A 20644-nucleotide genomic window follows, 5' to 3' on the forward strand; every position below is an offset into this window, starting at 1 on the left:
CGAACACGGCGCGGTCGGGGGCGGCGACGTTCCTGGTCAGTACCGAAACGGAGAACGTTGTCGTATAAATGGTTTGTGGGGACGTGCCACGGATCTAACCGACGGCGACGGTATGTGGCGGCCGTCGCCTCCGTCTTCTTTGGAAAGTCTTAAGGTTGCAACCGGGGAATGGTAGGACACGTTCGAAAGCCCGGGTGGTGTAGTGGCCCATCATACGACCCTGTCACGGTCGTGACGCGGGTTCAAATCCCGCCTCGGGCGCTTTTGCGGCGAACGGACGTGAGGAGCGATGCGACTGTACTGCGGGATTTGAAGCAGGGAGCGGCTTCGCCGCGACCGGGGTTCAAATCCCGCCTCGGGCGTTTTCTGCCGACGTTAACCGGCGTGCGAAGCGAACCGTAGCGTCAGCGAATCGGCCCGTGAGAGATCCCTCTTACGAACTCCCGTCTCAGCGACCGTCCCGTGGTTCAAATATCAGGACGCGACAACGCCGTTCCGTGAACGCATCACGTCGCGGTGACGAAACTGAGGCGGTCCTTCTGCAGCGGTTCCTCGACAGCGGCCTCTCCGTTTCGGTGCCGTTCGGCGATAGCGACCGGTACGACCTCGTCGTCGACGAACACGGCGAACTCTACAGGATGCAGTGCAAAACCGGGAACTGGGTGAACGGGACGGTCCGGTTCAACCTGTATACGTCTACGGTGACCTCCAACGGCCGGATGCAACGGGAGTATACCCACGAGGAAATCGACGCGTATGCGGTCTACTCCCCGGAGACTGCGACAGCGTACTGGGTCCCAGTCGGCGACACCGGAACCGGTGAGATGCGTTTGCGCGTCGAGGACCCGCATCCGAAAGCGCCGGCGTCCGCGATCAACTGGGCGGACGAATATACGCTATCCGACCGTTTCGGTTAAATTCCCGATGCCGTCTCCGATGTCCTACGGCAACGCCCACCATTGGCAGTCGAGATCGACATCCCTTAATAACACCCGCAGCAACGTGGAGTTGCGTTCGAAAGCCCGGGTGGTGTAGTGGCCCATCATACGACCCTGTCACGGTCGTGACGCGGGTTCAAATCCCGCCTCGGGCGCTTTTGCGACGAACGGACGTGAGGAGCGATGCGACTGTACTGCGGGATTTGAAGCAGGGAGCGGCTTCGCCGCGACCGGGGTTCAAATCCCGCCTCGAGCGCTTTCTTCCGCATTCGCTTCGTAGCAGCGCGTCTTCTTCTCGATCGGCTGGTGCCGCCGGTTTGTTCGTCCCGCCGACTACGCATCCGGTTCGAGTGCAACGTCGCTCGCCCGCGGACTGGCACCGCCGTGTGGCGTGTCTCGCTCGCGGACCGTCACCGCGTGGACGGCCTCCGTCGCGTCGTCGACGAGCGTCACCTCGCCGGGGTCAGTCGGCGTCCGCTCGCCGAACGACGCGCCCATGTACGACGGCCGGGCGGCTTCGAGCGCGTCGCGGTCCGCGCGCGAGGTGAGCCGGTGGGCAACGACCAGGTCGGACTGTGAGACGGCGACCTCGGGGAGCGCGCTGGGGCGCTGTGTCGCGGCGACGAGGCTGACGCCGGGGTGGCGGCCGCGGGTCAGGAGCCGCCGGAGCGCCGGGCCGGCGACGCCGTCGAAGAAGGCGTGAGCCTCGTCGATCAGGAGCCAGGGCAGGCGCTCGACATCGTTCGCGACTCGCGCGTCGTACAGCCCCGCCGCGACTGCGCGGACGACGGCGTTCATCGCCGCGGCGACGCGGCCGGAGACGTCCAGCACGGTCGCCTTGCCGTCGGCGAGGTCCGTTGCGGTCAGCCCGTCGGACGCGAAGACCCCCCACGAGTCGGCCAGGTCGAGGTGGTTCGCGGCCGCGCGACGGTGGGCATCGGGGACGTCCACGTCACGGACCCGTTTTCGCATCGCGGCGAGGGACTCCGCCTCGGCCGCCGCGCGCCACACGAGCGCGCCGGGGCCGGACGACGGGTCGAGTCCGAGCATGTCGCACCACGCCCGCGGTGGGACCGCGTCGGCGGCGACTGCAGGGGACCGGTCGACCGTCGCGCTTACGTCGTCCGCGCCCGCCGTGAGGCCGTCGAACACGCCCATCGGGTCGACGACGACGGGTGCGACGCCGCTGGCGCGGGCGAGTTCCTCCGCGAGGACGCCCAGCGTATAGGACTTGCCGTAGCCGCGCTTGCCGACGACGAGCGCGGCGTGGGGGCCGTTCAGGTCGAGCCGGCAGGCCGCGCCGAGGCTCCCGTCGCGGGCGCGGAACGATCCCAGGTTCGCGGTCGGTCCGGCGTCCGCCGAGCGGCCGACGATGTCGGTCACGGCGGGGCTGGTCGCGGCTTCCGTCTTGAACCCTCGGACGAGGGTTTATGAACGAACCCGGGACCAGACCGGTCCATGCGAACGACACGGTTCGCGGACGACGAGCGTGCGATCGAGGGACTGCCGATCCGGCTGGTCATCGCTCTGGTCGTGGGCGTGGCGAGCCTGGGCGTGATGATGAACATGCTGTCCGGCGTCGGGAGCCTCGCGGTGAGCGAACTCGACGCGGAGCCGTCGCCGGACGTGGTGACGCCCGGCGAGGAGGAGGTGGAGGTACTCGTGGTCGACGCCGACGGCGACCCCGTGGCGGACGCGACGGTCGTCGTGCGCGGCGACACGGCGGAACTCGACGGGACGAAGACGGCGACGACCGGCGGCGACGGGACGGCGACGGTGACCGTCGAACCGTCGCTCGGACCGAACCAGGAGGAGGGAACGCTCGAAGTCGACATCAAGCCGCCGTCGGGCGACGAGTACGTCGACCGCCGGGCGAACACGGCGATACTGGTGGTCGAAGAGTGAGCGGCGGGGGGTCAGGCGGTGTCAGCCGTCCCAGTCGATCCAGTCCTGCTCCCACCCGGTGCGAGACTGGGCCTCCCGGCGGGCGCGCTCGCGGTCCTCGCGGGCGGTTCGGTTGCGCTCGATGGCGTCGGCCTGCTCGCCCTCGACGAGCAGGGGCGCGAACGCGACCGACCCGAGTTCGGTCCGTTCGCCGTCCTCGACGACGGTCAGGCTCTGCGTGTTCGTGCCGACGGGCATCACGAGGCGGCCGCCGTCGGCGAGCTGGGCGAGCAGTGCGTCGGGTGGACTAACTGCCGCCGCCTCCAGCAGGATCCGGTCGAACGGGGCGTACTCCGGCAGCCCCTCGGCACCGTCGCGGCAGTCGACCAGGACGCCCTCGTAGCCCGCATCTGCGAGGTTCCCGCGGGCGTCGTACACCACCCGGCGGGCGATGTCGACCGCGTGGACGTTGGCCTCGCCGACGACTTCGGCCAGCACGGCGGCGGTGTAGCCGACGCCCGCGCCGACGACGAGCACGTCGTCGCCGGGGTCGGCGTCGAGGGCTTCCAGCAGGCGGGCGACGGTGCTCGGCGCGAGGACGCGCGTGCCGAGCCGGCGATGGGCGGTGTCGGCGTAGGCGCTGCGCTCGTCGCCGACGAACTCGTGGCGGGGAACTGCACGCATGGCAACGCTGAGGCGGTCGCTCCGAACGACCCCCTTGGCCTCGTGTTCGAGGCTGTCGACCATGTCGTCGCGCAGGACGACGGGCTCCATGGTCGACCTACCGGCTCGACGCTAATCAATCGCGCGCTCAGGCGCGGTCACTCACCCGCTGGAGGGCGTCGCGGTCACGGCCTGCCGGTCGGTGCCGGGTACGTCGCGGACCGCGACGCCGTCGAACCCGGCGTCAGTGAGCCAGTCCCGGTAGTCGTCGGCGTCGTATGCGCCGCCGTCACCGGTCGCCAGCGCCTCGACCGCGACGCTCGTCGCGCGCGGTGACCGGTCCGCGAGCCGGTCGACGACGACCGCGACGCCGTCCGGGTCGAGCGCGTCGCGGACGGCGGCGAGGAGGCCCCGGAACTCGGCGGCGTGGATCCGTGGCGAGAGGTCTGGCAGGAAGGCGAGGTCCGCGTCCGGGAGGGAATCGGCGAACTCGACGGCCCGGAGGTCGACGGATTCGTTCGCCAGAAACGGCCGCGTCACCTCGACGGCGTCCGGGCGGTCGGCGAGCGTGGTATCGTAGCCACGGGCCGCGAACTCGACCGCGAACGTCCCCGGCGCGCCACCCACGTCCAGCACGCGTTCGGCGTCGGGCCGTTCGCGGACCGCGGCGGTGACGCAGGCGCGGACGACCGCCTCGTCCGTGGCCGCGACGGCTCCGAGCCGGTTCCGCGTCCAGTCGTCGGACCGCGCGGGCGGCTTGCCCGTCCGCATCGTCTTGGGGAGGGAAGCCAGCGCGTCGAACAGGTCGATCTCTCGCGAGAGACGGCCGATCGAGCGCACGTCGGTCTTCGCCAGAAAGCCCAGCGCCCGGTTCGTCGGCTCGTAGGCGTCGCCGACCCGGTCGAGAAACCCCTCCGCGGCGAGCGCGTCGACGGTGACTTCGGCCGCGCGCTCGGTGACGCCCGTCTCGGCGGCCACCTCGGTCGGTGTCCCGGCGCTGGTCATCAGCGCGTCGAGCACGCCCGTCTCGCGGGCGGCCCACAGCAGCGCGAGCGTCTCGACCGACGCACCGTCGCGGTCTCGTGTCGGCATGCGACGGCGTTCGGCCGCGACCGGGAAAAAGCGTCCCGCTACGGCTCAGTCGTCGCCGCGGAGCGTGACAAAGCGCACGCCGCCGTGGTCCTCGCGCTCGACCCCGTCGGCGGTTTTGCGGAGCAGTTCGAGTCGCTGGCGCTCCGTCCCGACTGGCGCGAGGATCAGGCCGCCGTCCCGCACCTGTTCGACGACCGCATCGGGCACCGACGGAACTGCACAGGTGAAGTAGGCCGCGTCGTACGGCGCGTGTTCGGGCCAGCCCTCGCGGCCGTCGCCGTGGCGGACCGACACGTCGCCGTACCCGAGGTCGGCGAGTGTCTCGCGGGCGCGCTCGGCGAGCGCCGCGCCGTACTCGACGCTGTACACGTGCTCCGCCCCGACCACCTCGGCGGTGACGGCGGCGTGGTAGCCACAGCCCGTCCCGACCTCCAGCACCTCGTCGCCGGGGCCGAGGTCGAGCAGATCGGTCATGATGGCGACCATGTGGGGCGCACTGATCGTCTGGTCGTCGCCGATCGGCAGCGGGTGGTCCTCGTAGGCGCGGTCGCGGCGGGACTCGGGGACGAACTCGTGGCGCGGGACCGCCCGCAACGCCGCGAGCGTCGCTTCGTCGTCCACCCGCTTCGCGAGGCGGTCGACGAGCTTCCGGCGGCGCGCCGCGTAGTCGGGATCCCCCCCGAACATCGTCACCAGGCCGACCAGGCGCTCGTGGTCCGGTCGCGGCCGTACAGCCGCTTGATGTCCTTCGCGATGGCGGTGTCGCCGTCGTAGTCGAGCTTGTCGAACTGGTACCCCTCGGCGTCGTCGCGGACGACGATCCCCTCTACGTCGAACGCCTCGTCGCCGTGCTCCTCGGCCTCGCCGACGACGAACTCGTAGTCGCCGGGGACGAACAGCTCGACGCTCCGGGTGTCCTCGCGGTTCCCGGTCCCCTCCTTCGGGTGGATCGTCGCGTTGACGCTCACGTTGTCGACGGCACGGGTCCAGAACGTCTCCACGTCCTCGGCGAGGGCCTCCTCGACCCGCTGCTGCTCGCCGAGTTCGAGGCTGGTGATCCGCACCGTCATGATCGCCTCCTCGGTGTCGAGGACGAACTCCTCGCCGACCGCGACGGTCTCCTCGGGCGGCGCTTCGACGGTCGCAGTGAACGATTCGCCGTCCTGCGAGACGACCACGTCGCGGGTGACAGGCTCGTCCGCCTCGATCCTCGTCTTGTGGACGTGGTCACACTCGGTACACCGGACCGTGACCTGTCCGCCCGGCTTCAACACCTCGTGGACCGTCTCCACGTCGGGCGAGCAGGACGGGCACGTCGCCGGTACCCGTTCGGAAACGTCAGTCATACCCGGCCGTACTCCCCGTGAGCGTAAAAGGGATCGGAGTCGAGGGTCTCAGTCGGCCCCGGGATCGCCGGGATCGGTTCCACCGTCGGTGGCTGTAGTGGGGTCCCCGGCCGGGCGTTCCTCGGTCCCCGTCGTCGAGCTGTCGACGGTCGCCGTCCGGCCACGGAGCCAGTTGTCGAGCGCGAGCGGACCGCTCCCGGTGATGAACAGCATCGACGCGAGGCCAAACAGGGAGATGTGTGCGATCACCGGGTCGTCCGGCAGGCCAAAGAGCGTCGTCGTGAAGAGCAGGAACGCGACAGCCGCGCTCGCGCGGGTGAACAGGCCGAGGATGACGACGATCCCGAGCGCGATCTCCGTGAGGCCGGCCCCGACGACCCACATCCCCGGCTCGACCGGGACGACGGCTGTCAGGTCGTACTTTTCGACGACCAGGAGCGCGCGGCCCGGGTTCAGCAGCTTCTCGACGAAGCCGAGGTAGACGAACGTGACGCCGAGCGCCACCCGCACCGCGGTCGCCGCGTAGTCCTCGTACGGCGAGACGACGGCGTCGAACCGCTTCGACAGTCCGCGGAAGGGGTCGACCTTCGAGTACAGGGTCCGGTCGTCGTCGGCGACTTCCTTGAACATCTGGTCCGCGCTGGGCCGGCCGCTCCCGACGAGGACGATGCCGACGAGCGCGCCCACGTACTCGACCGCGAGCAGCAGCTGCGGTTCCACGGCGAGCCGGGCAAGGTACGCGGCCAGCGCGACGGCGGCGACGAACCGGGTGGCGAGTCCGAACAGGAGGAAGAAGCCGACGACCACCTGGAACAGCCGCGTCGTCGCCGGCACCGCGGGGCTGAAGAAGTAGCCCGCGAACCCCGCGCCGACGAGCGGGAGGCCGACGCTCAGCCGGAGCATCCACGGGACGAGGTCGACGTACTCGGCGAGTGTCCGCCGGAGGACGGCCAGGTCGTACGCCGCCGGACGGAAGCGGAGGTAGCCGGCGGCCGCGGTCGCGACGAGCAGGCCGCCGCCGAGAAACAGCGCCGCGTGCAGCGGCACGGCGAGCACGTCGACGACGAACCGGACGGCGTCGACTGGGTCGCCCGACCCCTCGGTGACGTATCTGACGTGGGCTCGCGCCCGTCCGGTGGCCAGCAAGAGGGTCGCGGCGAGGGCGACCGGCAGGGCGGCGGCGCGTCTGTGGGACATGGCTGCGGCTAGGGCCGGCGCGAGGGAAAAACCCGCGGTCAGACGCCCTCGGGCAGTTCGATCCGCTCGCCGTCGACGTACACCGTCGGGTCGCGAATGATCCCGTCGAGGTGGATCGGCGCGTCGGTGTCGCCGCCGATGCCGGCGTCGTCGCCGAGCGCGACGTGGACGGTGCCCGCCGCCTTCTCGTCCAGCAGGACGGAACCGACGAGTTCGGTGACGGCGACGTTCGTCCCGATGCCGAGTTCCGCGAGGTTGTACGCCGCATCGCCGACTTCCTCGGCGGCCGTCTCGACCTGCTCGCGGATGTCGTCGTCGCTGATCGACGTGACGAAGCCGTCCTCGACCTCGAACGTCAGCGTCTCGCCGTTGTCGAGCAGCCCGTGGGGCATCATCGTCCCGTCGACGACGTACGTTCCCTCGGCCGTCTCGGGGCTGACGAACACCTCGCCGGCGGGCAGGTTCGAGAACGACCCCGGCTCGCGGATCATCCCGTGGTCGTCGCGCCACTCGCGGTCGCCCGGGTAGACGGTGAAGTCCGTGCCGAGGTCGGTCGTGACCCGCACCTCGTCGGCGTCGGCGACCTTCGCCAGCATCGCGTCGCACTCCTCGCGGATGTTCTCGTAGTCGGCGTCAAGCCCCGTCAGGAACACCTCCTCGGTGATCCCGGGGAGCGTCGCGCCGCGCGCGCCGGCCTCGCAGGCGTCGCCGCGGGCGCGTGTGTGACTGATACTTTTCGTCGTCGGCGCGAGGAAGGCGTCGGCGTCCCGCATCGCCGCGGCGATGGGGGCGGGCGGCTCCTCGCCGTGCTGGTCGCCCGGCGGATAGCGCAGCAGCACCGCGTCGTCGGTGACCGCGCTCGCCGCCTCGTACAGCGCCTCGCCGATGGGCAGGCGCTTGTCGTCGGTGACGACCGCGCAGGACTCGTCCGTCTGGAGGTCGAGGCACTGTTCGACGGCGGTCTCGGCCGGTCCGCGGAACTCCTCGTTCATGCCCGCGACTCCGGCCGGGGAGGGAATGATACTGACGGTTGCGCCCGCGGGCAGGGGAGTTGCCCTCGGGCCACCCCCTATGCTTCCTCTATCTGTTCGAACTCTACACTTCCCGCCTCGGTGTCGAGCACCGCGACGTGGAGCGGTTCGGGCGCGGGCGGGATGGCGATCCCGCCGGGGTTGATCCGGACGGTGTCGCCCTCGTCGTGGCGGCGCTGATGGGTGTGGCCGTGACACACGTAGTCGTACGCGCCGCAGTCGACCAGCGCCTCCACGATGGGGATGCTGGTGCCGTGGTACACCGCTATCTCAGCCCCGTCGAGCGTCAGCTCCGCGAGTTCGCCGTGGTACGTGCCGAACTCGTCGACCGTCGACGCGAGATTCCACTCGCCGTCGTTGTTGCCCCGGACGGCGTGGAACGCCCACGGGCAGTCGAACGGCGTCGCCGAGAACGGCGCGACGAAGTCGCCGCAGTGGACGACTGTCTCGACGCCCTCGCGCTCGAAGTGTTCGACCGCCCGCTCGACCAGTTCGACGTTGTCGTGGGTGTCCGAGACGATGCCGACTCGCATGGGCGGCGGTACGGCGACGGACGGGAAAAGCGTGGGCGGTCGGGGCGACTCGCTCGACGGTCACCCGTTTTTCCACTTCCCGGGTTCCTCGTCGTGGACCTCGCCTTTCGCCTCGCGGCCGCCCGGCCACGCGGCGACGGCGACGACGGCGAGGTAGAACGCGCCGAGCGCCCCCGCGACGGCGACGCCGGGGACGCCGGGGAGCGCCGCCGCCTCGGTCCATCGGGCCTCGGGCGTGAACAGCGTGACCTTCGCCGCCCACGCGACGCCGAGCACCGCGAACAGGTGCCCGTAGACGCGCCGGACGCGCCGCGAGAGCGCCTCTCGCGTCGTCACCTTGAACGTGGGGTTGCGGAGGTCGTCGCTCAGCTCCGCGCGCCAGTCGGCGTGTTCCGCGCCGACCGGCTCCAGCGCGTTCGCGAAGACGTTCTCCTCGACGAACCGGACCCGCGCCCGGTACAGGTCGTAGAAGCGGTAGCGCCGAACCTCGTAGGAGAGAAACACCGCGAGGATGACGACGCCCACCAGCAGCAGGTACGCCGGCATCGCCGGGCGGGCGAAGACGACGGAGAGCAGCGCCGCGAGCACCGTGATCGCCCAGTTCGTCGTCCCGTCGATCCGCGTCTGACTGTTGTTGGCCTGGCTGACGCCGCCGCGGTAGTAGCTGGAGAGGAGCACGAGCAGCGAGTCGGTCTCGTCGGCTATCTCGGCGGCGACCTCCTGATCCTCCCCGTCGAGCGGGCCGTCCCGTCGCTGGTGGTCGTCCGACATGGCGGACGTTCTCCGGCGACGTGCATAGTCGTCGGGGGCGGCGGAACGACGGCCGCTGCGTCCGGCGCTCAGTCCTGCTTCAGCGCCTCGACGGCGGCCAGCGGTTCGCCGGTGAGCGCACGGAGGTACGCGCCGCCGGCGATCGAGAGGTGGTCGAAGTTCTCGCGGCCCAGGTCGTACAGCTCGACGGTGCGGGAGGTGTCGCCGCCGCCGACCACGGAGAAGCAGTCGGTCTCGGCGACCGCACGGAGCACCTCGACGGTGCCGTAGCTAAAGCGTTCGTCCTCGAAGACGCCGAGTGCGCCCTTCACGAGGACGGCCTCGCTCTCCTCGACGTGCGGGACGTACTTTTCGACGGTGTCGTGTCCCACGTCCATGTACGACACCGACTTCTCGTCGATGGCGTCCACGTCGTGCTCCGCGCGCTCGCCGTCGTCGGCCTCGTAGGCCATGTCAGCGGCCAGCGCGATCCGGTCGCCGTACTCCTCCAGCACGCGCTCGATGGTCTCGGCGTTCTTCTCGTAGTTCTCGTCGTAGAGGTCCGGGCCGTCCGGCAGGTCGTACCCGACGGGGTAGCCCGCGGCGCGGAGGAACAGCTCGCCGACGACGCCGCCGAGCAGGAACTGGTCGACCTTCTCGTCTAAGTGCTCCATGGCGGCGATCACGTCCTCGGCCTTCGTGCCGCCGAGCGCCATCGTCACCTTGCCGTCGAACTCGCGGCGCTCGACGCCCGTGTTGTACTCGTACTCGTCGACCATCACGCGGCCGGCGTAGGCGTCCATGACCTCGGGGAAGCCGACGATGGAGGCGTGGGCGCGGTGGGCCGCGGAGTAGGCGTCGTTGACGTAGGCGTCGAACGCCGGCGCGAGCGTTTGCACGAAGTCGCTCTCCGCGTGCTCGGCGGGCGAGCGGTCGCCAAGCTCCTCGTCCTCGAGGAACCGGACGTTCTCCAGCAGGAGCGCCTCGCCGCCCGCGGTGTCCTCGATGGCGGCCAGCGCGTCGTCGCCGTACACGTCGTCGACGAACGCCACGTCGCGGTCCAGATGCGAGGCGAGCACCTCGGCGTGGCTCTCCAGCGAGACGAAGGAGTCGCGGCCGGGGCGGCCCTGGTGGGCCATCATGACGACCGCGTGGCCGTCGTCGAGCAGCTCCTGGACGGTCTCGGCGTGGCGCTCGAACCGGCGGTTGTCCCGGGCGCGGCCGTCCTCGATTGGGGCGTTCAGGTCGAGCCGCACCAGCAGTCGCTGCTCGGGGGCGAGGTCGTCGAGAGTCTGAAACATGTGTGTTAGGCCGAGGGTTCGACCTCGGTGGGCTCCGTCTCGGCGACGAGACCGGCGACGTCGAGCATGCGGTTGGCGAAGCCGTACTCGTTGTCGTACCAGGCCAGCACCTTGACCAGGCCGTCGTCCTGTTCGACCTCCATCGTGGACTGGAGGTCGACCATCGAGGAGAAGGGGACGCCGACGATGTCACGCGACACGACCTCGTCCTCGGTGTAGCCGAGCACGCCTTCGAGTTCGCCGTCGGCGGCGGCCTTGAACGCCTCGTTGACCTCCTCGGCGGAGACGTCCTCCTGCAGGTCGACCGTGAAGTCGGTGATCGAGCCGTCGGGGACGGGGACGCGCATCGCCATGCCGTCGAGCTTCCCCTTCAGCTGAGGGAGGACCTCGGTCGTCGCCTGCGCCGCGCCCGTCGAGGTCGGCACGATGTTCTCGGCGGCGGCGCGGCCGCGGCGGGTCTTGGCCTTCGGCCCGTCGATGAGGTTCTGCGAGCCGGTGTAGGCGTGGACGGTCGTCAGCATGCCTGACTCGATGCCGAACTCCTCGTCTAACACCTTGGCGACGGGCGAGATGGAGTTCGTCGTACAGGAGGCGTTCGAGACCACGTCCTCGCCGTCGTACTCGTCGTGGTTGACGCCGTAGACGATCGTCTTGACCTCCTTCTCGCCTTTCGGCGGGGCGGAGATGACCGCCTTGTCGGCACCGGCCTCGACGTGCTTGTGGGCGTCGTCGTAGTTGCGGAACAGGCCGGTACATTCGAACGCGACGTCGACGTCGTGCTCGTCCCAGGGGAGTTCGGCCGGGTTCTTCTCAGAGAAGATGGGGATCGTGTGGTCGCCGACGGCGAGGTGCCCGCCGTCGAGGGAGACGCCGTCGGTGCTGCCGTGGACGCTGTCGTACTCGAACAGGTACGCCATGTCCTCGGCGTCCATCACGTCGTTGATCCCGACGACCTCGACGCCCGCCGTGTCCAGCGACGCGCGGAGCACGTTCCGCCCGATGCGACCGAACCCGTTCAGCCCGACGCGGATCGGGTCGGACTCGTCCGCCACTGCGCTCGCTGCACCTGAATCTTTACTCATGTATGAATGATCGCCCTCCCTGGGTAAAGTATTTATCCAAAAAGCCGCTCATGTTGAGAACTATTTAATTTACCGAAAGATAATGGGCTTCATCACAACGTTCGTTCTCCGTGGCCCGTCGCCTGACGGCGCGACAGCCCATAATTATAAAAAATATTTCATAGTGGTTTGTTCACACAGAACCGTCGGATCGACGTTCCGTTGGTCGATTCTATCTCCAACTACTCGATTTCGAGTTAACATCTATCAATTGAACGCGAAAAGGTTATCCCGATCAACGTGGGAGAGAGAGATATGCTCCATGTGGGCATCAACGGCTACGGCACTATCGGCAAGCGCGTCGCGGACGCGGTCCGCGAGCAGCCCGACATGACGGTCCACGGGGTCGCCAAGACCTCGCCGGACCACGTCGCCGAGAGTGCCGTCGCCGCCGGCTACCCGCTGTACGTGGCCGGCGGCAGCGGAGTGGGGGAGTTCGAGACCGCGGGGATCGCGGTCGAGGGGACCGTCGACGACATGGTCGCCGAGAGCGACGTGGTCGTCGACGCCACGCCGGGGGGCGTAGGGGAGCAAAACCGGCCGCTGTACGAGGACCACGACACGCCGGCGCTGTTCCAGGGGGCCGAGGACGCGAGCGTCGCCGAGACCAGCTTCAACGCCCGAGCAAACTACGCCGAGGCGATCGGCGAGGAGTACGTCCGCGTCGTCTCCTGCAACACGACCGGTCTCTCCCGCCTGCTCGCGCCGCTGTACGAGACGTACGGCGTGGAGCGAGCGCGGGCCACGCTGGTCCGGCGTGGCGGCGACCCCGACCAGTACTGTCGGGGACCGATAAACGACATCCTGCCGGACCCGGTCTCGCTCCCCTCGCACCACGGTCCCGACGTGCAGACGGTGTTTCCGGACCTGTCGATCCACACGGCGGGCCTGAAGGTGCCGGCGACGCTGATGCACGTCCACAGCCTGAACATCAGCCTGCAGGGGGACCCCACCACCGAGGCGGTTCGTGACCTGCTGGCCGACGAGGACCGGATCTTCCTGGTGCCGGAGGGGCTCGGACTCGACGGGCCCGGGGCGCTGAAGGAGTTCGCCCGCGACGCCGGCCGCCCGCGGGGCGACATCTGGGAGAACTGCGTCTGGGCGGAGTCGATCCACGTCGAGGACGGCGAGCTGTCGCTGTTCCAGGGGATCCACCAGGAGAGCGACGTGGTCCCGGAGAACGTCGACGCGCTCCGGGCGGTGGCCGAACTGGCCGACGCCGAGGAGAGCATGGCGACGACGAACGAGACGCTCGGCATGGGGATCTGACGCCGCCGGGGCGGACCCCGCCCGCGATGCCGCCGACAGAAGGCTTTTGCCCGCGCTGACCCTACCCGAGCGTATGCGACGGGACGACCGCGACGAACCCTTCGACGACATTTTCCGGGAGATAGAGCGGATGATGAACGAGATGATGGGCGCAGACGGGACGGACATGCGGTTCGAGGGATCGGCCGGGTTCGGGAGCGACACCCACGTCGACATCCACGAGACCGACGACGAGGTCCGCGTCGTCGCCGACCTGCCGGGCGTGGCCAAGGAGGACATCGAACTCCAGTGCGACGGGAAGGTGCTGACGGTCAGCGCGGCCAGCGAGCGCCGGGAGTACGACGAGCGCGTCTCGCTGCCGACCCGCGTGGACGAGCACTCCGCGTCGGCCACCTACAACAACGGCGTCCTCGAAGTCGTGTTCGAGCGCGCCGCCGACGGCTCCGCCGACATCGACGTCAGCTGAGGTCCCGTATCGCGGCCGCCAGCCGGTCGTAGAAGCCCGGCCGGTACTTCGTCGCCGCGTCTATTGTCGGCCGCGCGTTCGTCTCGTTGACGACCGTCCGCTCCTCGGACACCAGCAGGTCGACGCCGAGAAAGCGGATCCCGAGCGTCGCCGCGGTCTCCGCCGCCAGCTCCCGTAGCTCCGGCGGGAGGTCGACGCCCTCCGCGACCGCGCCGCGGTGGACGTTGTGTTTCCAGCCGCCGGCGGCCAGTTTCTCGTCGGGCAGGCGGCGCTCGACCGCGCCGACGTACTCGCCGTCGACGACCATCGCCCGGTAGTCGGTCGCACCGGTGAGGAACTCCTGCACGAGGAAGGACTTGTCGCCGGTCGCGCGGTAGTCGTGGACCAGGTCGAGGTAGTCGACGACGCCGAGGAAGGAGTCCAGGTCGGTCACCTTCGCGACGCCGACGCCGCGCGTCGCGGAGTTGGGTTTCACCACGACGGGCGGGTCGAACCGCTCATACGCCGCGACCAGTTCGTCCTCGTCGCAGGGGTTCGACACCATCACGGTGTCGGGCACCGGCAGACCAGCGCTGCCGAGTTCGGCGATCACGCCGCCCTTGTTCCGCGAGGTCAGCACGTCGTCGCGGTCGTTGAGCCACGGCACGTCGAGCAGCGCGTCGACCGCCGCGCCCTCCATCGTCCGGCCGGGAAAGACGAACCCCGCGTCGACATCCGGCAGGTCCTCGCCGGACAGGTCGATCGCCCGCTCCCGGACCGGGACGTGGACGACCTCGACCCCGCGCTCCGCGAGTGGGTCGGCCATCCGCTCGAACGTCTCCTCGCGGTTGACCACCGCCAGTCTGCGCATACCGCTACCTGCGACTCTCGGAGCAAAAAGCCGCCGGAAACTGCGGCGGCTGACAGCAGTCAGGCTGTGCGGTAGCAGAAAGTATACGCCGCCGAAGGCGGCGTTTCCCCGCGAGCGCCGACGGCGCTCGCGGCCTTTTTCATCGAAGTTTTTGCGCTGAGCGGTGCGCCGCTGGCGCACCCGAAGCGGAAAAAGTTCGTTAGGAGACGAGCAGCTCCTCGCCGCGCTCGACGACGACGCGGCACGGCGGCGAGATCTTGTTGTAGGCGCGGCGGAACGCCTCCTTGGCCTCGTCGGCGTCCTCGACGGAACACCACACCGTGAACAGGCGCTCGTTGGTCTGGATCCGGGCGGCCGTGCCGACGACCTTCCCGAACGCCTGGCGCATCCCGTCGGAGACGCGGTCCGCGCCCGCGCCGGTCGCCTGCTTGTTCTCCCGGATGACGTGGTGGGGGAACTTCCGGAGGATCATCTTGTAGTTCTCCTGACCGACCTCCTTGAGCATGTGGCGGTTGGCCGACAGGCGCGACGCTTCGAGCGCGCCGTGGCGGAGCTGGCACTCCTCCTCCAGTTCGAGGCTGATCTGGACGGGGTAGTCGTCGGGCTCGGTGTCGACGTTGCCCATCTTGTGCTGTGCGATCTTCGAGCCGGGGATGCCGGTGATGTACTCGCGTCGGGTGTACGGCGGCTTGCTGATCTCCCGGTACATCGAGGCAGGTTTGTCTGACATGGTTATTACAGGGGACTGAGGCCGACCGCGCGAATAAACCCTTCGAAGCACGGACGGAGACACCGACGAGACGGCCGCTGGCGGCGCGTCGGCTGGGCGGCGTCGAACGAACGGAAAACGGCGCGGCGGCGTCGGCAGCAACAGGTCGTCGGTCGTGCGGCAGGGCCGGGGCTCAGGCCGCGGCGACGGTGTCGCCGCGACGCTCGACGAAGCCCTGGGACGCCAGCGTGTCGAGGACGCCGAACAGCGTCATCTTCCGGAGGTTGAGCGCCGACTGGACGTCGTCGACGGTGGTCTCGCCGGCGTCGGAGAGGTAGAGGTAGACGAGTTTGGCGCGCGGCGATTCGAGTTCGGTCGGCAGGGAACGGGTGGTCGACTGCTGGATGGCCTGTTGCGTGCTCATGTTGTCTCGTCTTCGAAAACGGCGTTCCCACATAAGAATCTATGCTGAATGGAAATAATACACCACAGATTGACCCCATGTCATTATATGTCTCGAAGGAGGGTACCACACGACCCCACTGTGGAAGGAAATATCATAAATACGATACGGGTTTCCGAGCGTTTCCTCGCCCTGACGCGACGCGCCTTTACGCGACGCTCGGCTACAGCGAGGTATGCAACCGACGACGAGCGGGACGTTCCGCGTGCTCGCGGGCACCCGCGACGCCGCCGAGTGGGTGTTCCTCGACGTCGACACCGCGGACCCGACGTACGTCCCGAGGGAAGCGGTCGACGCCGGGGACGACGAACTCCGGCCGGGCTACCGCGTCGACGCCACCGTCGAGTGGGACGACGGCGAACCGCAGGCGACGAGCGTCGACGTGCTGGACCGGACGCTGCTGGAGTTCGTCGACGGGACCGACACCGTCTTCGAGGCCGCCGAGGAGACGTGGCGGTCGGCCCGCGCGGACGGCGCGGCGATGAACGCCGACGTGACCTACGGCACGGACGGCGATGCCAACGGCGTCGTCTACACGTTCGCGGAGCAGCCGGGCGAGCAGGACCTGTTCACCGAGTTCCGGGACGGCGTCCGGCCGCTCGAACCCCTGCTCGACCGGCTGGCGGAGAACGAGGACCCGCCGTTCGAGGCCTTCGTCATCCGACCGACGGACGAGCCGTTCCTCATCGTCACCCTCGCCATCGAGAAGGGCGGGCTGTTCGCGGACACCGTCCGCGACACGTACGACTGCCCGCGCGAGTGACGATGGCGGAGGACTCCGACCGGACGACGGTCGACGTGGCCGGCCACGCGGTTCGCGGTGTCGGTGTGGGACCCGAGACCCGCTGCGCCCACTACGACGGGGCGCGGGACGTGGTGGCGATCCGCTTTGCGTGCTGTGACGCGTACTACCCCTGTTTCCGCTGTCACGCCGCCGTCGCGGACCACGACGCCGAACGGATCCCGCGGGCGGCGTTCGACGCCGACGGCGTGCTCTGTGGCGTCTGCGGGAGCGCGCTGTCGGTCCGGACGTTCGTCGAGGGCGACCACGCCTGTCCGGACTGCGGCGCGGCGTTCAACCCCGGCTGTGCGAACCACTACGACCGGTACTTCGAGATGGACGGGTAGCCGGTCACTCCTCGGGGTCGAACTCCAGCGACGCGGAGTTGACGCAGTAGCGCTTGCCGGTCGGCTCCGGGCCGTCGTCGAACACGTGGCCGAGGTGGCCGCCACAGCGGGCACACAGGATCTCGGTGCGCGTCATCCCGAGGCTGGTGTCCCGTTCGGTCTCGATCCGGTCGTCGTCGACGGCGTCCCAGAAGCTCGGCCACCCCGAGCCGGAGTCGTACTTCGTCTCCGAGTCGAACAGCTCGGCCCCGCAGCCGGCACAGGCGTACGTGCCGTCGGCCTTCTGGTTCAGATACTCGCCGCTCCCGCGCGGCTCGGTGTCGCCCTCGCGGAGCATCCGGTACTCCCGCTCGCTCAGCCGTTCGCGCCACTCGGCCTCGGTCTCCGGCAGGTCGTCGGCGGTGTCCTGTGACATGGGCAGTCGTAGGGGCGCGAGGGGGATGGGCGTTCCGCCCGGAGGGAGGCGGACGGCGCGAGGCGTCGGAAACGCTTTTGCGGCGCTCGGGCGGATCCTCCCCCATGCCCCCGTCCGACGACGCCGTCGACCTGCTCGCCCTCCTCGACGAACTGCGCGTCATCGCGGCGAACGGGCTGGAGTACGCCGACGACCCGTACGACCGGGAGCGCTACGAGCGCATCGAGGCGCTCGTCGCGGAGTACTACGGCCGGACGCTCGACCTGCCGACCGACGACGTGCGGGAGCGGCTGGCGGACGAACTCGGCCACGTCACCCCGAAGGTCGGCGCGACGGGCGCGGTGGTCGACGACGAGGCCCGCCTCCTCACGATGCAGCGGCCGGTCGGAGAGTGGTGTCTCCCCGGCGGTCACGCCGACCCCGGCGAGGGGCCGGCGGAGACGGTCGTTCGGGAGGTCCGCGAGGAGACCGGACTCGACGTGCGCCCCGTCGAACTCGTCGACGCGTACGAACTGCCGGCGGGTGCCGGCTACGACCCCCACGGCGCGGTGACGCTGCTCTACCTGTGCGAGCGGGTCGGCGGCGACCTCGAACTCTCACACGAAGGCCTCGATCTGGCGTGGCAGCGCGTCGACGCGGTCGACGGCTGGTTCTCCGACCACGAGCGCTACGCCCGGGACGCCCTGGCGGCGGCCGTCGGGTGAGTGCTGGGTCGAGTCGGGACCGGTCCGGTCGGCCCGGGAGAGGTCACCGACGCTGTCGAGTACCCCCGCACCGTGCCGACGGCGCTGTTCGCGACGGATTCGGCCTTCCTCACCGGGAGCCGCTGCGGTCGCCGCCGAGAAAGCGCGTTCGGTGCCAGTCCGAAACCCCTGCGTAGTCGCCGTATACCGTCGGTTCGGCCGGGAATAACAATGTATCCGCCGTATCAACCGGGTAATATGCCGACACCGACGACGCTCAACCGACGCGAACTGCTATCGGCCGTCGCCGGCGCGGCCGCGCTCTCGGCACTCCCGACCGCGACCGCCTCGGCGTCCGCCGCGAACGACCGCTACGCCGTCCAGCAGGGCGGGACCTGTGCGTCCGTCGTCCCCCTGTCCGGCGACCGACCGGTCGAGGAGCTGTACGGCCTCCGCATCCCCGACCGGTTCGAGGGGGATAACGGCGCGAGCGACCCCGGAACGGGACCATACTACGGCTCGGTCGGCACCCGCGACCTCCAGCGGGTCGACACCACGATCACCTTCCTGTACGACGGACCGAACGGGCTCAGCCTCGTCGTCGTCCACGGGTCCTTCACCAGCGGTGGGTCGGTCTCGTGGACGGTCGCGGGCGTCCCGGCGGGCGCGACGTGGGCCGTGAAGGACGACCGCTATCTCGACCCCGAGACGGGCGACCCGGCGGCGACAAATTACGACCGCTGGGACGTGGACGGGAGCACCCACCGGATCGACTGGACCTGGGGCCAGGCCGGCACGGACGGCGGCGCGCTCCGCGGTATCGGCGATGGATTCTCGCTGCTGATCGACCCCGCGTTCAACGAGTCGGCGGCGCTCTACGGCGAGTACTACGAGGGCACCCTCACCGACTGGCAGTTCCTCTCGTTCCCGGACGGCCGGGAGTCGCCCCGGCGGATCCCCCTCGAACTGGACGCCGAACTCGTCGTCCGCACCGGCGCGTGCGACGACGGGAAGGACGGGGACGGAGACGACGAGGGGGGCGAGGAGGACGGGAAGGACGAAGACCGCGACGAGGAGGACGAGAACGGAAGCGGGGACCGCGGACGCGGCAGGGGGAAGGGACGACGCGGCAACGGCGGTGGCAACCGCGGGAGGGGGGACGAAGGCCGAGGGAAGGGCAACCGGGGCCGTGGGCGGAGCGACGACAACCGGGGAAGAGGAAACGACAGAGACGACCGTGGACGCGGGAACGACAAAGGCGACCGGGGAAAGGGCGGTCGGGGACGCGGGCGGGGCAACTCCCGCGGCCGCGGGGGACGCGGCGGCTGACCGGCCGCGGGCCGTCAGCGTCCGAACGGCCGGTCCGCCAGCGAGTAGGCCACGACGCCGCCGAACACGACCGCGTAGTACGGCAGGACCGGCCACTCCATCGCCCGGAACGCGACCGAGGCGGCGAGGACCCACACGGCGACGACGAGCAGGTCGACCAGCAGCGAGCGCCACGGGAGCGACTCGGTCACGCCGCGAAGCGAGTCGGTGAGTCGCGAGGGATCTGCCGACCGCATGGGCGTCCTGTCCACGCGATGCAGGGTAAAGCTGTGCCGTCGCGTGGTCAGAAGTGGAACCCGTACTCGTCGAGCAGGTGGTGGGCGGCCGTCCCCCACGAGAAATCGGCCCTGGGCCACCAGGTCCGGGCGTTGTTGAGGCCGCCGACGAGCACGCCCTCGTCCGGGTGCTCCGGGTCGACGTGGAAGTTCACCGATCCGCTGTCGCCGTCGACGATGTCGTTCTGTCCGCCCCACTTGAGCTGGCCGAGCTTGCAGCTCGTCCCCGTGTAGCAGGTGACGCCGTTTATTCCCTCGACGCGCCCCGTCGTGCGGTCGGACACCGACCCCACCTTCGTCAGCGGCTCGCCGCGCGCCATCAGGTCCGCCAGGCCGAACTTCGTGTACTGTCCGACCACGCGCCGCGGGGAGGCTCGTTCGACCGCGGACTGGGGCCGGAACCCGTCGTCCGGGGCGACGCGAACGAGGTCCGCGGTCGGATACCCCCGCGCGACGGACCCGACGGCACGCGGTCCGTCCGCATGGAGGACCGCGAGCGGCTCCCCGCGGTGCTCCGTCGTCATCGTTCCGCCGCCGCCGAACACGTGGTTCGAGGTGCCGAAGAACCGCGCGCCGTCCGCGTCGTACAGCGCCGGCGTCAGCGTCCCGACCCCCGCGTCCGTCTCGCAGGCGACTCCGCCGGGGACCCGCCCGTCGGGCAGGTCCGGGACCTGATACACGTCCGAGCGGTCGAACGTCCCCTCGGGTTCCGCCGGGAGTTCGTCGACGAGGTTCATCGCGATCGGTACCTCCCCGGTCAGGTCAGCCAGCGTGTCCGCGACGCTCTCGTCGGTCGCATCCACGGCGAGCGTCGCCGCAGGGCTGTCGTAGCTGCCCGGCACGACGAACGACCCCACCAGCGACTGCGCGCCCGTTTGCTTGATCCGCTCCTGCGCTTCGAACGCGAGCCGGAGCCCCTCGTGCCACGCGACCGGGACCTCCTTCGTTCGCGGTTCGAGCGTCGCCGATCCGGGGCCGGGGCGAGCCATCGCGTACGTGATCGTGTCGAGGTCCCGCGACGCGACGTAGTCCGCGCCGAACCCGGCGACTATCGCCGCGCTCGCGCCGAGATTGACCCCCGTCCGAAGGAGTCGCCGGCGTCGCACGCTGACCCCCGATTTCTCACCCCTGTCCGCCGACTCCGGCTCCGCCTCGTCAGTCACCGCTTTCCCCTGCTGTTCGCCTAGCACGTGCATCCGTA

The 20644-nt window shown here is 69.7% G+C and carries 25 protein-coding genes and 2 tRNA genes; 10 read left to right on the forward strand and 17 right to left on the reverse strand.

Going from position 1 to position 20644, the window contains the following annotated elements; all coding sequences use genetic code 11:
* Window positions 1-188 precede the first annotated feature (188 nt).
* The 3 genes from D8896_RS08950 to D8896_RS08960 all read left to right on the forward strand — a co-directional run bounded on the left by D8896_RS08950 (window position 189) and on the right by D8896_RS08960 (window position 1093).
* Window positions 189-261, forward strand: a tRNA-Asp gene (locus D8896_RS08950).
* A gap of 236 nt (window positions 262-497) precedes the next feature.
* Window positions 498-917: a group I intron-associated PD-(D/E)XK endonuclease gene (locus tag D8896_RS08955; RefSeq protein WP_121821760.1), complete on the forward strand. Its 420-nt coding sequence runs from the start codon at window positions 498-500 to the stop codon at window positions 915-917.
* A gap of 103 nt (window positions 918-1020) precedes the next feature.
* Window positions 1021-1093: transfer RNA gene (locus tag D8896_RS08960), tRNA-Asp, on the forward strand.
* A 178-nt stretch (window positions 1094-1271) separates the two neighbouring features.
* Here the strand turns inward: D8896_RS08960 and D8896_RS08965 are convergent.
* Window positions 1272-2321, reverse strand: coding sequence for an ATP-binding protein (locus D8896_RS08965; RefSeq protein WP_121821761.1), 1050 nt, complete (start codon window positions 2319-2321; stop codon window positions 1272-1274).
* Window positions 2322-2396: 75 nt separating this feature from the next.
* On the opposite strand from D8896_RS08965, the gene D8896_RS08970 reads away from it, so the two are divergent.
* The gene (locus D8896_RS08970) at window positions 2397-2843 is read left to right on the forward strand and encodes a DUF7382 domain-containing protein (RefSeq protein WP_121821762.1); all 447 of its coding nucleotides are present in this window, start codon (window positions 2397-2399) and stop codon (window positions 2841-2843) included.
* A 21-nt stretch (window positions 2844-2864) separates the two neighbouring features.
* On the opposite strand, the gene D8896_RS08975 is transcribed toward D8896_RS08970, so the two are convergent.
* The 10 genes from D8896_RS08975 to gap form a co-directional block, all read right to left on the reverse strand.
* Window positions 2865-3596: a protein-L-isoaspartate O-methyltransferase family protein gene (locus tag D8896_RS08975; protein ID WP_121821763.1), complete on the reverse strand. Its 732-nt coding sequence runs from the start codon at window positions 3594-3596 to the stop codon at window positions 2865-2867.
* A 51-nt stretch (window positions 3597-3647) separates the two neighbouring features.
* Window positions 3648-4577: a methyltransferase domain-containing protein gene (locus D8896_RS08980; protein ID WP_121821764.1), complete on the reverse strand. Its 930-nt coding sequence runs from the start codon at window positions 4575-4577 to the stop codon at window positions 3648-3650.
* Between the two features lie 45 nt (window positions 4578-4622).
* Window positions 4623-5264: a protein-L-isoaspartate(D-aspartate) O-methyltransferase gene (locus D8896_RS08985; protein WP_121821765.1), complete on the reverse strand. Its 642-nt coding sequence runs from the start codon at window positions 5262-5264 to the stop codon at window positions 4623-4625.
* 2 nt (window positions 5265-5266) lie between these two features.
* A complete protein-coding gene (locus D8896_RS08990) occupies window positions 5267-5923 on the reverse strand; it encodes an HVO_0476 family zinc finger protein (protein WP_121821766.1) in 657 nt (218 codons plus the stop codon).
* A gap of 48 nt (window positions 5924-5971) precedes the next feature.
* Entirely contained in the window at window positions 5972-7120 is a 1149-nt protein-coding gene (locus D8896_RS08995) for a DoxX family protein (protein ID WP_121821767.1), read from the reverse strand.
* Window positions 7121-7158: 38 nt separating this feature from the next.
* Window positions 7159-8112 carry an aminopeptidase gene (locus D8896_RS09000; RefSeq protein WP_121821768.1) on the reverse strand — a complete coding sequence of 318 codons (954 nt, stop codon included), beginning with the start codon at window positions 8110-8112 and terminating at the stop codon, window positions 7159-7161.
* A gap of 77 nt (window positions 8113-8189) precedes the next feature.
* Window positions 8190-8684, reverse strand: coding sequence for a metallophosphoesterase (locus tag D8896_RS09005; protein WP_121821769.1), 495 nt, complete (start codon window positions 8682-8684; stop codon window positions 8190-8192).
* Between the two features lie 60 nt (window positions 8685-8744).
* Complete coding sequence (locus tag D8896_RS09010) at window positions 8745-9455, reverse strand: DUF2270 domain-containing protein (RefSeq protein WP_121821770.1); 711 nt, start codon at window positions 9453-9455, stop codon at window positions 8745-8747.
* A gap of 68 nt (window positions 9456-9523) precedes the next feature.
* Window positions 9524-10735 (reverse strand): phosphoglycerate kinase, encoded by a 1212-nt coding sequence (locus D8896_RS09015; protein WP_121821771.1) that lies wholly within the window; start codon window positions 10733-10735, stop codon window positions 9524-9526.
* Window positions 10736-10740: 5 nt separating this feature from the next.
* Window positions 10741-11817, reverse strand: a complete 1077-nt coding sequence (gap, locus tag D8896_RS09020; protein WP_121821772.1) for a type I glyceraldehyde-3-phosphate dehydrogenase — start codon at window positions 11815-11817, stop codon at window positions 10741-10743.
* Between the two features lie 294 nt (window positions 11818-12111).
* Here gap and D8896_RS09025 point away from each other — a divergent pair, with 294 nt between their 5' ends.
* Together D8896_RS09025 and D8896_RS09030 are read left to right on the forward strand one after the other, a co-directional pair.
* Entirely contained in the window at window positions 12112-13125 is a 1014-nt protein-coding gene (locus D8896_RS09025; RefSeq protein WP_121821773.1) for a type II glyceraldehyde-3-phosphate dehydrogenase, read from the forward strand.
* Window positions 13126-13198: 73 nt separating this feature from the next.
* A complete protein-coding gene (locus D8896_RS09030; RefSeq protein ID WP_121821774.1) occupies window positions 13199-13591 on the forward strand; it encodes an Hsp20/alpha crystallin family protein in 393 nt (130 codons plus the stop codon).
* Here the strand turns inward: D8896_RS09030 and D8896_RS09035 are convergent.
* From D8896_RS09035 to D8896_RS09045, 3 genes are all read right to left on the reverse strand, one after another.
* The gene (locus D8896_RS09035) at window positions 13584-14441 is read right to left on the reverse strand and encodes an ATP-grasp domain-containing protein (RefSeq protein ID WP_121821775.1); all 858 of its coding nucleotides are present in this window, start codon (window positions 14439-14441) and stop codon (window positions 13584-13586) included. The genes D8896_RS09030 and D8896_RS09035 overlap by 8 nt on opposite strands.
* A 199-nt stretch (window positions 14442-14640) precedes the next feature.
* Complete coding sequence (locus D8896_RS09040) at window positions 14641-15171, reverse strand: 50S ribosomal protein L16 (protein WP_121821776.1); 531 nt, start codon at window positions 15169-15171, stop codon at window positions 14641-14643.
* A gap of 172 nt (window positions 15172-15343) precedes the next feature.
* The gene (locus tag D8896_RS09045) at window positions 15344-15574 is read right to left on the reverse strand and encodes a MarR family transcriptional regulator (RefSeq protein WP_121821777.1); all 231 of its coding nucleotides are present in this window, start codon (window positions 15572-15574) and stop codon (window positions 15344-15346) included.
* 214 nt (window positions 15575-15788) lie between these two features.
* Between D8896_RS09045 and D8896_RS09050 the strand changes: the two genes are divergently transcribed.
* Window positions 15789-16376 (forward strand): DUF6663 family protein, encoded by a 588-nt coding sequence (locus tag D8896_RS09050; protein WP_121821778.1) that lies wholly within the window; start codon window positions 15789-15791, stop codon window positions 16374-16376.
* Window positions 16377-16378: 2 nt separating this feature from the next.
* Window positions 16379-16741: a CHY zinc finger protein gene (locus tag D8896_RS09055; RefSeq protein ID WP_121821779.1), complete on the forward strand. Its 363-nt coding sequence runs from the start codon at window positions 16379-16381 to the stop codon at window positions 16739-16741.
* A gap of 4 nt (window positions 16742-16745) precedes the next feature.
* Here the strand turns inward: D8896_RS09055 and msrB are convergent, their stop codons facing one another.
* Complete coding sequence (msrB, locus tag D8896_RS09060) at window positions 16746-17156, reverse strand: peptide-methionine (R)-S-oxide reductase MsrB (RefSeq protein WP_121821780.1); 411 nt, start codon at window positions 17154-17156, stop codon at window positions 16746-16748.
* 104 nt (window positions 17157-17260) lie between these two features.
* Between msrB and D8896_RS09065 the strand changes: the two genes are divergently transcribed.
* Window positions 17261-17860: an NUDIX hydrolase N-terminal domain-containing protein gene (locus D8896_RS09065; RefSeq protein WP_121821781.1), complete on the forward strand. Its 600-nt coding sequence runs from the start codon at window positions 17261-17263 to the stop codon at window positions 17858-17860.
* A 237-nt stretch (window positions 17861-18097) separates the two neighbouring features.
* A complete protein-coding gene (locus D8896_RS09070) occupies window positions 18098-19168 on the forward strand; it encodes a hypothetical protein (protein ID WP_121821782.1) in 1071 nt (356 codons plus the stop codon).
* Window positions 19169-19182: 14 nt separating this feature from the next.
* On the opposite strand, the gene D8896_RS09075 is transcribed toward D8896_RS09070, so the two are convergent.
* The gene (locus tag D8896_RS09075; protein ID WP_121821783.1) at window positions 19183-19404 is read right to left on the reverse strand and encodes a hypothetical protein; all 222 of its coding nucleotides are present in this window, start codon (window positions 19402-19404) and stop codon (window positions 19183-19185) included.
* 47 nt (window positions 19405-19451) lie between these two features.
* Window positions 19452-20639, reverse strand: coding sequence for a hypothetical protein (locus D8896_RS09080; protein WP_121821784.1), 1188 nt, complete (start codon window positions 20637-20639; stop codon window positions 19452-19454).
* Window positions 20640-20644 lie beyond the last annotated feature (5 nt).

The organism is Halostella salina (genome assembly GCF_003675855.1).
GTDB classification, from domain to species: domain Archaea; phylum Halobacteriota; class Halobacteria; order Halobacteriales; family Natronoarchaeaceae; genus Halostella; species Halostella salina.